This window comes from Rhizobium sp. K33 (genome assembly GCF_056501445.1).
This window is the reverse complement of sequence record NZ_CP096478.1, coordinates 363,869-378,448: the sequence shown is the minus strand read 5'-3', so window position 1 is coordinate 378,448 and position 14,580 is coordinate 363,869. Positions and strand designations below refer to the sequence as shown.

The window sequence follows — 14,580 nt, the reverse complement described above, 5'->3', positions numbered from 1 at the left end:
ATTGCGTGAAAAACTTGAGCTTCCCGCAACATTGGCCGCAAAGCTGCGGCTGACAGGCGTATCCTTAAACAACGAATCGAGGTGACAATTCCTTGGGAATCATCGGCCGCATCACATCCGACATCAAGCTCATGCTGCAGCGTCCGCCGCGGCAGCAATTTGCTGCGATCTGCCATCGCCGCAAGAAGAAGACGGGTGAGTTGGAGGTGCTGCTGATCACAAGCCGTGACACCGGCCGATGGGTCATTCCGAAGGGCTGGCACATGCCCGGCAAGCAGCCATATGCCATTGCCGAACGTGAAGCCTTCGAGGAGGCCGGCATCAAGGGCAAGGCAACAGTCGAGCCGATCGGCTTCTACACCTATATGAAGAAGATGCGCGGCGGCCACAAAGTGCCGACCCGGGTGCAGGTCCATGCCCTGGAAGTCAAAGGCGCCGTGAAGGAGTTTCCGGAAAAGGGCGTCCGTCGCCTGGAATGGGTTTCCTGTGACGAGGCCGCCTCCCGCGTGGACGAACCGGAACTGAAGATGCTGTTCGGTGACTTTGCCAAAATGTCACAATCGGCAGTCCCCGTGGCAAAAAAAGCTGCACAAACGGCCTGAAATCAACTGTCACAAAACTGTCATATTGCGGCAGCGGCCCTTTATCGCTAGGGGCTTCTGCCATCAGATGGGATTTTCCGCACAGGCCAATAGATCGCGGATCAGGTTTCATCATCCGCCGCTAGAAAGAGAATGAGGAACCGGACAGGTAGCCTCGTCCGGAGACATCTCGCATGGGCAAGACCAAGCCGAAACTCGTCAAGCCAACACTGGACAAGGATCTCGACAAGATCGCTCATGTGGAGGAAGCGGCGCACCACGTGTCGCGCGGATTCGCGCCACTCGGGATCGGGCTGATCTTCCTCGTCGTCGTGGCGGTGGTGGCTGCCGCGGTCGTCATGGACCGCCCCGGTGCTATGGTCATCGTTGCCGCAGCAGCGATCGGCGCCTACATGGCGATGAATATCGGCGCCAATGACGTCACCAACAATGTCGGGCCGGCCGTCGGCTCTCGGGCCATGACCATGGGCGTGGCACTGGCGATTGCCGTCGTCTTCGAGACGGCGGGCGCGATGATCGCCGGCGGCGATGTGGTCTCGACCATTTCGCGCGGCATCGTTGATCCGTCCAAGATGCCGAATGCGGATGTCTTCATCTGGGCAATGATGGCGTCCCTGCTATCGTCGGCGCTGTGGGTCAATCTGGCGACCTGGATCGGCGCGCCGGTTTCGACGACCCATGCGGTGGTCGGCGGCGTCCTCGGCGCAGGCGTGGCGGCAGCCGGGATGTCGGCGGTCGATTGGGGCGTCATGGGCGGCATTGCCGCGAGCTGGGTAATTTCACCCGTGCTCGGCGGCATCATCGCTGCCCTGTTCCTCGCCTTCATCAAGGAATTCATCATCTACCGCGAGGAAAAGATCGAGGCTGCCCAGCGCTGGGTGCCGGTGCTGATCGGCATCATGACGGGATCCTTCATCGCCTATCTCGCACTGAAAGGCCTCAACAAGCTGATCGCCGTCAGCCTCGTGCAGGCCTGCCTGATCGGTCTCGGCTTCGGTGTTCTCTCGTGGTGGCTGAGCGTTCCCCTGATCCGGCGGCAGTCGCGCGGGCTCGAGAACCGCAACCAGTCGCTCCGCAAGCTCTTCCAGCTGCCGCTGATCTTCGCGGCTGCCCTGCTCTCCTTCGCCCATGGCGCCAATGATGTGGCCAATGCGATCGGACCGCTCTCGGCCATCGTGCATGCAGCGCAGGACCACGAGATTTCCGGACAGGTCACGGTGCCGCTCTGGGTCATGGTGATCGGTGCCGCCGGCATTTCGCTCGGGCTTCTGCTCTTCGGGCCGCGCCTCATCCGCCTCGTCGGCGAGCAGATCACCAAGCTCAACCCGATGCGCGCCTTCTGCGTTTCGCTGTCGGCAGCGATCACGGTGATCGTCGCCTCGGCGCTCGGCCTGCCCGTCAGCTCCACCCACATTGCCGTTGGTGCCGTCTTCGGTGTCGGCTTCTTCCGCGAGTGGTATACCCGCAACTCCAAGCGGCGCATGGAATACATGCGCAACAAGGCGGAGCGCTTCGTGATCGAGCCGAAGCCGGAGCGCAATCCGGAAGAGATCCGCCGCCGCTATCTGGTGCGCCGTTCGCATTTCATGACGATCGTTGCTGCGTGGATCATCACGGTTCCGGCCTCCGCCGCACTTGCAGCCTTCCTGTATTGGGTTATGTCTCAGCTCGCTCTTTGATCCCGGAGACGAGACCATCATGCGTGCCAATTACCGGATGCAGCGGCTCTATGTGACCGCCGACCTCAGCTTGAACCAGGCCTTCGAGGCGACGGCGGAACAGTTCAACTACCTCGCCAACGTGTTGCGCTTCGAAGAAGGGGCGGAACTTCTGGTGTTCAACGGACGGCATGGCGAGTGGAAAGCGGCCGTGCATTTTCCGACGCGCAAGAAGATCCTGATCACGCCGATCGAAGAAACACGCCCGCAGCCCGAAGATTGCGATCTGCAGTTTCTCTTCGCGCCGCTCAAGGTCGGGCGCATGGATTATCTCGTTCAGAAGGCGGTTGAGATGGGCGCCGGCATCCTGCAGCCGGTGATGACGCAGCATGTGCAGGGCAAGATCGGCAGCATCGATCGCCTGCAGGCCAATACCGTCGAAGCCGCCGAGCAATGTGGCATCCTGGCGATCCCGCAGGTCCGGGAACCGCTGAAGCTCAGGGACCTGCTCGACCGCTGGCCGGTCGATCGCCGGATCATCTATTGCGATGAAGACAGCGCCACGCAAAATCCCCTGCCCGCTCTCTCGAAGATCGAGGAAAAGTCCTTCGCGTTGCTGGTCGGGCCGGAGGGTGGCTTTTCGGAAGACGAGCGCACCCTCTTGCGCTCCCTGCCCTTCGTGACGGCCATTCCGCTCGGTCCGCGCATCCTGCGTGCCGATACCGCCGCCGTGGCCGCCATGGCCGTGGTGCAGGCCGCCATCGGCGACTGGCGCTAGCCTCCATTTCCGCTTCACCTCGTTCCAGTTTTTTGAGTCGTGCTTGAGAGAATTTCACTTGCACGGCACATAAATCCGGTTCAATCAGCCACAGTGATGGGCCTGCTCGTGCCCACCTGCGACGCCCAGCAAGGTAGCTTTCATGGCCCGTGATACGACCGACCAGACCCCTCTCGGCACACTCGACGACATGGCGGCCTACATGGCAGCCGGGGCCAAGCCGAAGGAGAAGTTCCGGATCGGCACCGAGCACGAGAAGTTCGCCTTCTTCCGCGCCGACAACAGCCCCGTTCCCTATTTCGGCGAAGCCAGCATCTCGGCCCTGTTGACCGGCATGCAGGCCAAGCTCGGCTGGGAGCCGATCATGGACGGCGAGAATATCATCGGGCTTGGCGAACAGCACGGCATGGGCGCGATCTCGATCGAGCCCGGCGGCCAGTTCGAGCTTTCGGGTGCGCCGCTCGAGACGCTGCACCAGACCTGCAAGGAATCCAACCAGCACCTCGCCGTGCTGCGTGATGTCGCAGAACCCATGGGCATCCGTTTCCTCGGCATCGGCGGCAGCCCGAAATGGTCGCTGGCCGAGACGCCGCGCATGCCGAAATCCCGCTACGAGATCATGACCCGCTACATGCCGAAGGTCGGCAGCCAGGGTCTCGACATGATGTACCGGACCTGTACGATCCAGGTTAACCTCGACTTCTCCTCGGAAGCCGACATGCGCCAGAAGATGCGGGTGTCGATGAAGCTGCAGTCGCTGGCGACGGCGCTCTTTGCCTCCTCGCCCTTCACCGAAGGCAAGCCCAACGGGCTTCTGTCCTGGCGCGGCGACATCTGGCGCGACACCGACAACCGGCGCGCCGGCGTGCTCCCCTTCACCTTCTCCAAGGACTTCTCCTTCGGCGACTACGTGAACTGGGCGATCGATGCGCCGATGTACTTCGTGGTCCGCGACGGAAAGTATCACGACTGCACGCACATCACCTTCCGCCAGTTCATGAATGGCGCACTCAAGGGCGAGATCGCCGACTGGGAACCGCAACTCGGCGACTGGACCAATCACCTGTCCACCCTTTTCCCGGACGTTCGCCTGAAGCGCTTCCTCGAAATGCGCGGCGCCGACGGTGGCCCCTGGCGGCGCATCTGTGCGCTGCCGGCGCTTTGGGTCGGTCTGCTCTACGACGATGCGGCCCTGGCAGCCGCGGACGAAATGACCGCCGGCTGGACGGTCGAGGATGTGGTGGCCATGCGCGACGCCGTTCCGGCGCAGGGGCTGAAAGCCTCGGTCGCCGGACGGCCGCTGATGGAGGTTGCGCGCGAGGTCGTCGAGATCTCCCGCACTGGCCTCAAGGCCCGGGCGCAGCTCAATTCCGAAGGCCAGGACGAGAGCGTCTTCCTCAACACGCTGGACGAGGTTCTCGCCAAGCGGACGACGCTCGCGGACGATATGCTGGCGCTCTATCACGGCCGCTGGAACGGTTCGGTAGATCCGGTTTTCGTGGACTACCAGTACTGAGCCTTCGCTCTTGCCACCGCATGCATTTAAGCACGGTGGCAAAAAGCGGTTTGCTGAGGGACCTTTCCGGATATAGTGCGGAATCATCTGCACGCATCCGGGGAGAAATGCCATGCTGCCACTGTTCGACATGATGCTGCAGGCGCAAAACGGCATGGCGATGGACGCCATGGCCAAGCAATACGGCCTGGCACAGGAACAGGCGGCCAAGGCAGTCGCGGCGCTGATGCCGGCCTTTGCCTCGGGCTTCAAGCGCAACACCACCAACCCTTACGATTTCTCGGCCCTGTTTCAGGCGATGGCATCGGGCAATTATGCCAAATATTTCGAGGATATGAGCTCGGCTTTCACGCCACAGGGGATTGCCGACGGCAATCAGGTGCTGCAGCAGCTCTTCGGCTCCAAGGAAGTCTCGCGCGCGATTGCTGCACAGGCCGCGCAACTGACCGGCATCGGACAGGACATCCTGAAGCAGATGATGCCCGTCATGGCCGACACGCTGATGGGCGGCCTCTTCAAGCAGAGCACCGGACAGTTTTCCGGCGCCAACGCCTTTGCCGGCACGCCGATGGCAGCAATGATGCAGCAATGGCTGGAGAGCACCGGTCTGCAACCCAAGCCGCAGCCGCAGGCGGCCACCATGTTCGACAACCCCTTCACCCGCGCCTTCCAGGAAATGATGGGCGCGACGCAGAAGAAGCCCGAACCCCAGGCGCCGGCCAATCCTTTCCTCGACAATCCCTTCACCAAGGCGTTCCAGGACATGGCTGCGGCCTATACGGCGCAGATGACGGGCAAGCCGGCCGAAGCGCCGAAGCCAGCACCGGAGCCCGAGAAGACGCCGGAGAAGGAAGCGCAGGAGAGCTTCTCCGCGATGATGAACACGATGTTCGACAGCGGACTGGAAGTGCAGAAGAGCTATCAGAAGAGCATGGAGCAGATCTTCGAGACCTATCTCTCTGCCTCGCGCAATGATGCGTCCGCAGCTGACGAGCCGGCGCCCGAGCCGAAGAAGTCCTGATCTTTGCTTCCTTTCCTGAAATGAAAAACGGCGCGGTCTCCCGCGCCGTTTTCACTTGAGAAGTGGTGTGGCCTCAGAACTCTTCCCACTCGCCGTCAGACTTGTTGTCCTTGGCCTGGGTCAGCTTGGCGCCGAGGCCGATGGAGATCTTGTCCATCAGCGACCGGGCGGGAGAGGCGACCGCACGATTTCCGGCTTCCGCCGGAGCCACCTTCGGCTTGAGGAAGGAGCGCGAGGCCGGCTTGGCCGCTGATGGTGCGGGCTGCGATGGTGCTGCGGGCTGGACCGGGCGATTGACGCCCGTGTCACGCTGATCGGCGAATCGGTTCTGGACCGTGGAAGCATTGGCTTCCAGCGTGAACTGGCCGACGAGACTGGAGAGCATTTCCGCATCGCGGGTCAGGCCCGACATCTCGGCATTGGTTTGTTCGGCCGCACGCGCGTTCTGCTGGGTGACGTTTTCCATGCGCGCGACGGCGTCGTTGATCTCGTTCAGGCTCGCAGACTGCTGCTTTGACGTCGAGGCGATCGAGTGGATGTGGTCGCCGATCTGCACGACCTGGCCGGCGATCGACGAGAGCACCGTCCCTGTTTCGCGGACCAGACCGACACCGCTCGAGACTTCTTCGCCAGACTTGGTGATCAGGGCCTTGATGTCCTTGGCGGCCGTTGCGGACCGCTGGGCAAGCTCGCGGACTTCCTGGGCCACGACGGCAAAACCCTTGCCGGCTTCACCCGCGCGGGCGGCTTCGACGCCGGCATTGAGCGCCAGGAGGTTCGTCTGGAAGGCGATCTCGTCGATGACATTGATAATCTTGGAGATCTCGCTGGACGCGTTCTCGATCCTCTGCATGGCGTCGATGGCGCCACCGACGATTTCGCCGGATCGATCGGAATTGGCGCGGGCTTCACGGGCGAGACGCGAGGCGTTCTCGGCGCGCTCCGAGGAATGGCGGATCGCCTCCATGATCTGGCGGATCGCCGTCGAGGTTTCAACCAGGGCTGCCGCCTGCTGTTCGGTGCGATGGCTGAGGTCGGCGGTGGCGGAGCTGACCGTGCCGCTCTTGCGGTTGATCTCGGCAACATTGCCATGGACGGCGGACACCGTGCCGGAGAGGCGCTCGAGCGAGGCGTTGAAGTCGAGACGCAGACGATCGAGATTGCCGGCGAGCGGCTTGCGGATGGTGCCGGTCAGGTCACCATTGGCGAGGCGCTGAAGACCGGTGCCGAGGACTTCGATGGCCTCGGTCAATTCGGCCTGGGCGGCGGCACGCTCGGCTTCGCGCTGGTGGCGCTCGCTTTCGGTGGCGGAGCGGCGGCTCTCGTTTTCCGCCTCCAGTTCACGCTTGTCGATTTCGGCCTGACGGAAGACCGCCACAGAACGGACCATGTCACCAATTTCGTCGGAGCGATCGACACCCTTGAGGTCGATGTCGGTATTGCCATCGGCAAGCTGGCCCATGGAGCTGACGAGTTCCGAGATCGGGCGGGTGAAGCTGCGCGAGAAGACGAAGCCGACCAGCGAGCCGATCAGAACCAGGAAGGCACCGATGCCGGCCGACTTGAGACCGGCGGAGACCAGCTGCGCCATGACCTCTTCTTCGCCGATCAGGGCGACAACCGACCAGCGGACATCGCCGAAATCGAGCGGCACGGCGGCCGCATAGCTGGTGATACCGCGGTAGCCCTCGATATTGCCGTTAACGTCCTGGCCGCTCAAGGTGTCCGCGAGCAGCGGCGCGTTGATGGCGACTTTCAGGCTGTCGAAATCCGGCCTGCGCACGCTGTCGGAGACCAGCATACCGGCCTTGTCGACCAGCAGCGTTTCGCCCGTCTCGCCGAGGCCGCGCGTGTTGGTGAAGATGGTGTTCAACTGATCGTTCGGCAGCTGGTAAGCCAGCACGCCGAGCTTGCGCTCGTTCATGATGATCGGCACGGCAACAAAGGCTGCCGGAGCGCCATTGGACGGCGCATAGGCCTCGAAGTCGGAATTCGCGAAGGCATCGGGATCATCGCTTGCGATGACCTTGCGGAAGACCTGCGCGAGGCCCGTATCCTTGTAGGGGCCGGAGATCAGGTTGGTGCCGAAGTCGCGCTCCTTCATGACGGTGTAGACGACGTTGCCATCGGCATCGATCAGGAAGATGTCGTAATAGCCCTGTGCTTTCAGATGTTTCAGGAAGGTGACATGGCCCTGGCGGTGGGCGCGGTCGTAGCTGTCCTTCTTGGCGCTTTCGAGATTGTACTTCTCGCCGATCGGATTCGGGTTCTCGTCGATATAGCGCTTGTGCAATTCTGTCGCCGGGTCGTCTCCCAGCTTGGGCCAGGCGCCGGTGATGCCGAACAGGGCCTGTTGCGTCATCATGTCGGCGGCGGTGCCACGGGCATCGAGACGGATGGCTTCGAGGAAGCGCCGTGTCTCGTTGCGGCGACCATCCGCGGTTGCCTCCAGTTTCTGGTAGACCTGTTCGTCGAGAACCCGGCTCTGCTGGACCAAGCCGATCGCCACGGAGGCGCTCAGGATCACGAGGGCGAACAGCGTGGCCGCCAGCGGCAGCTTTGTCGATATGCGCATGAAGGGTCTCCGAAGCAGGTAGCACGTCAGGCGAGTTCATCGCTGACATACGCTCGTTAGCAACAGGTTACTTCCCGAGGCTTTTCCCTTCATATTTCACAATAGAGATCGTTATTTTAGCGTTTATGAAAAAAGCCCGGCCCACAGGAGCTGTGGCCGGGCAAGAGGCAGGGCTATTGGCTGTCACCCTGCGGGGATGGGAGGAGGCTCAGTCTGTCTTCTGACCGCGTATGGATCGCTCTGCGCGGCGGCGCGCGAGACGGGCCAGTTGCAGCGAAGGATCGTCAGTCAGGCCGTGTCGACGCAACACGTCCCGAACGTCTCCGCGGCTCAGACCGAGGTCGTTCAGAAGGCGCTCGTCGAGATCGGCGAGACTGTTCGCTGCGAGGCGATTGCGAAGCGCCACACGAAGGGATCCGAGCCATCCAGCCAGCTGATAAAGACGCGCGGCAAGCGTCCGGTTGGGCCGTTCGGTGGCGAGGTCGAGGTCAAAATCGAAGATCCGATCGTTCGTGCGCATGGCCATCTTCCTTTCAGCAGGCACGAGAAGACGAACCCGTCTGCGGGCGCAGACAGGTGACGAGGTTCGAGGTGGATGAATGGCCGGAGACCGGTCGGTGAGGATTACGATTGCGAAGATGCCGAAAGGATATTGATCAGTCCAACGAATGTTTCTAATGGTAGTCATCAACCCTTCTGATGGATGACTTCCCATGTCGGCTCCCCTCGATATCGATCAGTTGCAGACCTTCATCGCCATCGTCGACACCGGCAGCTTTACCAAGGCTGCAGGGCGCGTCTTCAAGACCCAGTCCGCCGTTTCCATGCAGATGCGCCGGCTGGAGGAACGTGTCGGCAAACAGCTGTTCATCAAGGATGGTCGGGGCAACCGCCTGACTGCTGATGGTGACAAGCTGCTCAACTATGCCCGGCGGATCATCCGACTGAATTCCGAGGCGATCGCCGCCTTCGACGACAACAGGCTCGAGGGCACGCTGAGGATCGGTACGCCGGATGATTATGCGGACCGCTACATGCCCGAGATCATCGGGCGCTTCGCCAAGACCCATCCGAATGTAGAACTCTATATCGTCTGCGAACCCTCGATGGACCTTGCCGACAAGATGGCGAAAGGCGAACTCGACATCGCGCTGGTGACGCACAATCCGCTGCTCCGGCAATCTGATGTGGTGCGCACCGAGCCGCTTTGCTGGGTGGGCTCCGCCAACCATCCGTTGAAGGAAGACGCACCGGTGCCGCTCGCGGTGGGTCGCCGGGACTGCCAGTGGCGGCAGCTTGCCTGCTCGGCGCTCGATGCCGACGGCCGCGATTACCAGATCCTGTTCACGAGCTGGTCCTCGACCGTCGTCGCGGCAGCGGTTCTCGCCGGCATGGCGGTTTCGATCCTGCCGGAATCCGCACTTCGGACGGGCATGAAGGTGTTGACGGCCAATGACGGCTTCCCGCCCCTTCCACCCGTTCAGATCGGCCTGATGAAGCGCCCGGGGCTTTCGACGTCACTCGTCAACGCGATTACCGACCACATCACCGCCTGCCTCGACAACATCACGCCGGCGCAGGTGGAGGACGACATGGATGGCGAGCCGAAGACGATCTCGCGTTACTATCCGCGGCTGCGCGCCGGGAACATGATCCCCGGCTGGTAGGCCAGATCAGAAGGCAAAGATGCTGCCGCGAATGACGCGGCGCCACTGCGCCAGATGGGCTTCCGCGACCTCATCCGGCTGCTGGGTCGTGAAGCGGATGACCTCGCCGGTGGCGAGGATCATCAGCTTGATATTGACGCGAAAGCGCTCGAACTCGCTTTGCGGCACCAGATGAGCCAGATCGCGGTAGAAGCTGGCGATGATCTGTTCGTGAAAATCGTTCGACAACTGGGAGAGGTCCTTGTCGACAACGATTGCCTGCCACAGTGTCATGTAGATGCGCTGGGCGCGGAACATGCCATAGAGTTCGATGAGACTTTCCGACGCGCGCTCTGCCGCCTCGTCCAAAGTCTCGACGTCTGCAAATATCTGCCGGATGAAGCCTTCCAGCTGTGCGGAGAAGCGCTCGTGCAGCGCCTTGATGACCGCCGCCTTCTGCGGGAAAAACTGGTACAGGGAGCCAATCGAGATGCCCGCGCGCTGCGCGATCTCGCTCATGGTCGTTTCGGCAACACCTTTCTCTAAGAAAAGCTCGATCGCGGCCTCCAGGATCGCCTCCAGCCGCTGGATGCTTCTCTCCTGTTGCGGCTTCTTGCGCAGCTCCAGCCGCCCCTCGACCACCTGATCGCTCATTGCATTCTCCGATGAGACAGCCTTCATGGCTGCTTAATATTCGTTACCGGAATAGGTCAGCGGCCTCGCAAAAGCGTTAACGGCGCCGTGCGAGAGGAAAATTGTGCGTTTTCACACAAAAAAGGTCGCTTCTACGCGTCACCCGTCCACGTGCAGATGACGCTCCCGCGCCAGATCGAAGATCTGGATGCCGTCCTTAGGCCGACCGCGATGCCGCCACTTCGGATGTTTTAGCGTGTAGGTCGCGTCGTCATAGCCGGCTTTCCAGTGCTCCTGGATGGCACTGCGGGAGAACTCAGCGTCCATGGCATGGGTCGCGTGGGATGCGCGGCGGTGGATGAGGTGGACGATCGTCACGTCATATTCATGGCCGATGGAGCGGAGGATCTGCGCATCCTCGTCATCACGGAACTCGGGCGGCAGCTTTTCAAGCAGACGCTTGGCGGCACGGCGGACGATCTGGCGGCGGGCGAAATCGTCGGTGTTCATGCGCGTGCGGCTGGAATAGCGGATTTCCTTGATGCGGCTTTCGACCTCGAACTGGTCACGCGGCATGTCGCCACGGGCATTGAAGAGGTCGACCTGGAAGATCTCCAGATCCCGCGAGGCGTCGTTGACGTTCAGCACATGCTGTAGTGGCGTGTTGGAGACGAGGCCTCCGTCCCAGTAATGGCGACCGTCGATCTCGATCGGCGGGAAACCGGGCGGCAGAGCGCCGGAGGCGGCGACATGGCGGGCGTCGAGCCGGGTCTTGCGATTGTCGAAATAGGCGAAATTGCCGGAGCGGATGTCGACCGCCCCCAGGCTGAGCCTGGTCTGGCAATCATTGAGGAGATCGAAGTCAACGAGCCGTTCCAGCGTGCGCATTAGGGGCTCGGTGTCATAGGCGCTCACCCGCAGATCCGGATTGGTCAGCAGCTGGTGGGGCGTCGCCAGGCGCGGCGAAAAGAAGCCCGGAATGCCGAAGGCGGTGGCGGCCATGGCTGCAGCGTCGTTCTGGATGCGCCGGAGCGTGTTGTCCTGCGCCGTCCAGCCGAAGTTCAGGCTTGAAGAGACCGTATTCCAGAAGTCCCGAAGATTGGCGATCCGCTTCTCCCGCGGGCTGCCCGCAATGATGGCCGCATTGATGGCGCCGATGGAGATGCCGGCGAGCCAGTCGGGCTCCACCTCGTTTTCATGCAGGGCTTCGTAGGCACCGGCCTGATAAGCTCCAAGCGCGCCGCCTCCCTGGAAGACGAAGATGCGATCGGTGGCTGCGTTCGTTCCTGTCTCGGTGCCAGTCTCTGCCATGGGCCTGTCCATTCTTTGCTGCAGTGCAATAGATAGGCCGTCTCGCGAAGCCTGCCAGTGTGTCAGGCTTCACTCAGTGTTCACTTTTGCAGCGTTTCCTTCAGGATCATCCCAAAAGAAATTCGAGGCGCCGCTGCGCTTCCGGACTATGGAAGGGAAGAACACTCTCTCGAGGAAGCCTCATGAACCGTCTCCTTCGCCTGCTGCTTGTCGCATTCTCTGTCATCCTTGCCGGGTCTCCCGCGAGCTGGGCCGATGAGGCTTCGGTGGACGAGCAGATCGAGACGCTGCTCGGACCGGCTGGCGACTACAAAGAGCTCTTCTATGCCTTCAAGGTCGCTCTCGAAGAGGGCAAGCCGGATATCGTGGTGAGCCTGGTCAATTATCCGATCACCGTCCGGATCGACGGTAATGAGGAGACCTATGCGTCCGAGGAGGAGTTGCGCGACGGGTATGACGATGTCTTCACCGACGCCATTCTGGAAGCGGTCGCGAACCAGGAGTATGGCGATCTCTTCGTCAATTCGGAGGGCGTGATGATCGGCAATGGCGAGGTCTGGATCACCGGCATCTGTGACGACAATGCCTGTTCGACCGCAACGCCGCGGATCATGACGATCCAGTCTGGCGAATAAGATCAGACGTCCGGCGTCTGCGACGGGTGCAGGGCGGCAAAAGCGTGCCGCCCCCGTTGATCAAACAAATTCAGGCTGCGAGATCGAGGACGATGCGGCCGTCGATCTTGCCTTCTTCCATGCGATGGAAGATGTCGTTGATGTTTTCCAGCTTGTCCCAGCTGAAATGCGAGGCGACCTTGCCTTCGCCGGCGAACTGCAGGCTTTCCTCCAGATCCTGGCGCGTGCCGACGATCGAGCCGCGCACCGTGATGCGCTTCAGGACGGTCTCGAAGACCGGCAGCGAGATGAAGCCCGGCGGCAGCCCGACCAGCGACATGGTGCCCTTGGAGCGCAGGAAGCCATAGGCCTGCTCCATGGCCTTGGGCGAGACGGCCGTGACAAGCGCACCGTGCACGCCACCCGTTGCCTTCTGCACCTGCTCGATTGCATCCTTGTCCTTGCCGTTGACCACGACATCGGCGCCGAGATCCTTGGCAAGCTTCAGCTTGTCATCGAAAATGTCGGCGGCGACGACATGCATGCCCATGGCCTTGGCATATTGCACGGCCATGTGGCCAAGGCCGCCGATGCCGGAGATGACCACCCATTCGCCCGGCTTCACTTCCGCTTCCTTCAGCCCCTTGTAGACAGTCACGCCGGCGCAGAGCACCGGAGCGGCCGGACCGAAATCGAGATTGTCCGGCAGACGGCCGACGAAATCGGGATCGGCGAGGCCGTATTGCGCGAAGGTGCCGTTGACCGAATAACCGGTGTTCTGCTGGCTGCCGCAGAGCGTTTCCCAGCCGGTGCGGCAGGGCGAGCAGCAGCCGCAGGCCGTGTGCAGCCACGGCACGCCGACGCGATCGCCTTCCTTGATGCGGGTGACGCCGGCACCGAGCTTGGCGACATAGCCCACGCCTTCGTGACCAGGGATGAAGGGCGGATTGGGCTTGACCGGCCAGTCGCCATTGGCGGCATGCAGGTCGGTGTGGCAGACGCCTGTCGCCTCGTATTTCACCAGGATTTGGCCGGGACCGGGATCCGGTATCGCCATTTCCTCGATCACCAGCGGCTTGCCGAATTCGCGGACCACCGCAGCCTTCATCATCGATGCCATGTCAATCTCCCTCGCTTCATTGCGCGCGGCGCGTGTGCCGGCGGCTTGAGGGAAAGCTATGCGCGGGAGGCGTGCCGCGGTTTGATCGGTGTCAAAGGCTGGGAGATTTCATCGAAATGTCATGGATGCGGGGAGCGATCCCACTCCCCGCAGCTCGATCAGGCCAGGTTCTTCTTGAGGAACTCGATGGTCCGCGACCAGGCAAGGTCGGCGGCTGCCTTGTCGTAGCGCGCCGATGAGGTGTCATTGTTGAAGGCGTGGTTGACGCCCTCATACATGTGCAGCTCGTAGGTCTTGCCATTGGCGTCGAGGGCGGCCTTGTAGGCGTCGATGCCGGCATTGATGCGCTCGTCGAGACCGGCGTAGTGCAGCATCAGCGGTGCCTGGATGGCTGGCACCTGGTCGGCTGGCGCCTGCGAACCATAGTAGGCTACACCGGCGCCGAGCTCGGGCGAAGCCACAGCCATGCGGTTCACCATGCCGCCGCCCCAGCAAAAGCCGATCGCGCCGACCTTGCCATTGGTCTTCTCATGACCGGCGAGGAAAGCGCGGGTCGCCTCGCCATTGGCCGTCGCATTGGCCATGTCGAGCGACTGGAACATGGCACGCGCTTCGTCCTCATTGGCGGGCGTACCGCCGTTCGGGGAGAGGAAGTCGGGCGCCAGCGCCACGAAGCCCTCAAGCGCCATGCGGCGGGCAACATCGCGGATATGCGGATTGAGGCCACGGTTTTCGTGGATGACGATGACGGCGGGCAATTTCTCCGCCGCATCCTTGGGGATCGCGAGATAGCCCTTCATCTCGCCGGACGCGCCGGGATAGGTGATGTCTGCGACATCGAGGCGGGCGTCGCCTTCTTCGACCATGGCGGCATTCGCCTGGTTGGCCGTGAGCATGGGCATGATGGCGGCGGCCGCGGCACCGGAGCCAGCGAGCGTCGTCAGCTTCTGCATGAAGCCGCGACGGTCGAGGGTCAGATGGGTGTATTCGTCATAGGCATCGATCATGGCCTGCGTGATTTCGGGCTTCGACATGACACTCTCCTCGGGGGATGGGATTGGATGCCACGCCAAAATAGGGCCGAGCTACGCCGCGCCCAGACACGT

The 14,580-nt window shown here is 62.1% G+C and carries 13 protein-coding genes; 7 read left to right on the top strand and 6 right to left on the bottom strand.

Translation table 11 applies throughout. The features are described 5' to 3' along the window. Positions 1 to 92 precede the first annotated feature (92 nt). The 5 genes from M1E12_RS01695 (at position 93) to M1E12_RS01675 (ending at position 5,575) form a co-directional block, all read left to right on the top strand. The gene (locus M1E12_RS01695) at positions 93 to 602 is read left to right on the top strand and encodes an NUDIX hydrolase (RefSeq protein WP_479563525.1); all 510 of its coding nucleotides are present in this window, start codon (positions 93 to 95) and stop codon (positions 600 to 602) included. A gap of 173 nt (positions 603 to 775) precedes the next feature. Beyond that, on the top strand, positions 776 to 2,281 hold the full coding sequence (locus tag M1E12_RS01690) for an inorganic phosphate transporter (protein ID WP_310240578.1): 1,506 nt from the start codon (positions 776 to 778) through the stop codon (positions 2,279 to 2,281). Between the two features lie 19 nt (positions 2,282 to 2,300). Continuing rightward, complete coding sequence (locus tag M1E12_RS01685) at positions 2,301 to 3,038, top strand: 16S rRNA (uracil(1498)-N(3))-methyltransferase (RefSeq protein WP_479563524.1); 738 nt, start codon at positions 2,301 to 2,303, stop codon at positions 3,036 to 3,038. Positions 3,039 to 3,180: 142 nt separating this feature from the next. Next, the gene (locus M1E12_RS01680) at positions 3,181 to 4,554 is read left to right on the top strand and encodes a glutamate--cysteine ligase (RefSeq protein ID WP_479563523.1); all 1,374 of its coding nucleotides are present in this window, start codon (positions 3,181 to 3,183) and stop codon (positions 4,552 to 4,554) included. Between the two features lie 112 nt (positions 4,555 to 4,666). After that, on the top strand, positions 4,667 to 5,575 hold the full coding sequence (locus tag M1E12_RS01675) for a DUF937 domain-containing protein (RefSeq protein ID WP_479563522.1): 909 nt from the start codon (positions 4,667 to 4,669) through the stop codon (positions 5,573 to 5,575). 73 nt (positions 5,576 to 5,648) lie between these two features. On the opposite strand, the gene M1E12_RS01670 is transcribed toward M1E12_RS01675, so the two are convergent. Next, entirely contained in the window at positions 5,649 to 8,150 is a 2,502-nt protein-coding gene (locus tag M1E12_RS01670; protein WP_479563521.1) for a methyl-accepting chemotaxis protein, read from the bottom strand. Between the two features lie 208 nt (positions 8,151 to 8,358). Beyond that, positions 8,359 to 8,670, bottom strand: a complete 312-nt coding sequence (locus tag M1E12_RS01665; RefSeq protein WP_113462083.1) for a YjiS-like domain-containing protein — start codon at positions 8,668 to 8,670, stop codon at positions 8,359 to 8,361. Between the two features lie 193 nt (positions 8,671 to 8,863). Between M1E12_RS01665 and M1E12_RS01660 the strand changes: the two genes are divergently transcribed. Then, positions 8,864 to 9,817, top strand: a complete 954-nt coding sequence (locus tag M1E12_RS01660) for a LysR substrate-binding domain-containing protein (RefSeq protein ID WP_113462084.1) — start codon at positions 8,864 to 8,866, stop codon at positions 9,815 to 9,817. Positions 9,818 to 9,823: 6 nt separating this feature from the next. Here M1E12_RS01660 and M1E12_RS01655 read toward each other — a convergent pair whose 3' ends face one another. Continuing rightward, positions 9,824 to 10,450: a TetR/AcrR family transcriptional regulator gene (locus M1E12_RS01655; protein ID WP_479563520.1), complete on the bottom strand. Its 627-nt coding sequence runs from the start codon at positions 10,448 to 10,450 to the stop codon at positions 9,824 to 9,826. A 138-nt stretch (positions 10,451 to 10,588) separates the two neighbouring features. Then, a complete protein-coding gene (locus M1E12_RS01650) occupies positions 10,589 to 11,740 on the bottom strand; it encodes a DUF3734 domain-containing protein (RefSeq protein ID WP_479563519.1) in 1,152 nt (383 codons plus the stop codon). 182 nt (positions 11,741 to 11,922) lie between these two features. Here M1E12_RS01650 and M1E12_RS01645 point away from each other — a divergent pair, with 182 nt between their 5' ends. Beyond that, positions 11,923 to 12,375 carry a hypothetical protein gene (locus M1E12_RS01645; protein WP_479563518.1) on the top strand — a complete coding sequence of 151 codons (453 nt, stop codon included), beginning with the start codon at positions 11,923 to 11,925 and terminating at the stop codon, positions 12,373 to 12,375. Positions 12,376 to 12,445: 70 nt separating this feature from the next. Here the strand turns inward: M1E12_RS01645 and adhP are convergent, their stop codons facing one another. Then, on the bottom strand, positions 12,446 to 13,474 hold the full coding sequence (adhP, locus tag M1E12_RS01640) for an alcohol dehydrogenase AdhP (RefSeq protein WP_479563517.1): 1,029 nt from the start codon (positions 13,472 to 13,474) through the stop codon (positions 12,446 to 12,448). A gap of 158 nt (positions 13,475 to 13,632) precedes the next feature. After that, on the bottom strand, positions 13,633 to 14,508 hold the full coding sequence (locus M1E12_RS01635; protein ID WP_479563516.1) for a dienelactone hydrolase family protein: 876 nt from the start codon (positions 14,506 to 14,508) through the stop codon (positions 13,633 to 13,635). Between the last annotated feature and the right edge of the window lie 72 nt (positions 14,509 to 14,580).

What these genes read in the sequence shown, in the direction of transcription:
- M1E12_RS01665 (WP_113462083.1), bottom strand. Translation starts at nt 8,670, where the DNA reads ATGCGCACGAACGATCGGATCTTCGATTTTGACCTCGACCTCGCCACC.
- M1E12_RS01635 (WP_479563516.1), bottom strand. Translation starts at nt 14,508, where the DNA reads ATGTCGAAGCCCGAAATCACGCAGGCCATGATCGATGCCTATGACGAA.
- M1E12_RS01690 (WP_310240578.1), top strand. Translation starts at nt 776, where the DNA reads ATGGGCAAGACCAAGCCGAAACTCGTCAAGCCAACACTGGACAAGGAT.
- M1E12_RS01680 (WP_479563523.1), top strand. Translation starts at nt 3,181, where the DNA reads ATGGCCCGTGATACGACCGACCAGACCCCTCTCGGCACACTCGACGAC.
- M1E12_RS01670 (WP_479563521.1), bottom strand. Translation starts at nt 8,150, where the DNA reads ATGCGCATATCGACAAAGCTGCCGCTGGCGGCCACGCTGTTCGCCCTC.
- M1E12_RS01685 (WP_479563524.1), top strand. Translation starts at nt 2,301, where the DNA reads ATGCGTGCCAATTACCGGATGCAGCGGCTCTATGTGACCGCCGACCTC.
- adhP (WP_479563517.1), bottom strand. Translation starts at nt 13,474, where the DNA reads ATGGCATCGATGATGAAGGCTGCGGTGGTCCGCGAATTCGGCAAGCCG.
- M1E12_RS01650 (WP_479563519.1), bottom strand. Translation starts at nt 11,740, where the DNA reads ATGGCAGAGACTGGCACCGAGACAGGAACGAACGCAGCCACCGATCGC.
- M1E12_RS01655 (WP_479563520.1), bottom strand. Translation starts at nt 10,450, where the DNA reads ATGAGCGATCAGGTGGTCGAGGGGCGGCTGGAGCTGCGCAAGAAGCCG.
- M1E12_RS01675 (WP_479563522.1), top strand. Translation starts at nt 4,667, where the DNA reads ATGCTGCCACTGTTCGACATGATGCTGCAGGCGCAAAACGGCATGGCG.
- M1E12_RS01660 (WP_113462084.1), top strand. Translation starts at nt 8,864, where the DNA reads ATGTCGGCTCCCCTCGATATCGATCAGTTGCAGACCTTCATCGCCATC.
- M1E12_RS01645 (WP_479563518.1), top strand. Translation starts at nt 11,923, where the DNA reads ATGAACCGTCTCCTTCGCCTGCTGCTTGTCGCATTCTCTGTCATCCTT.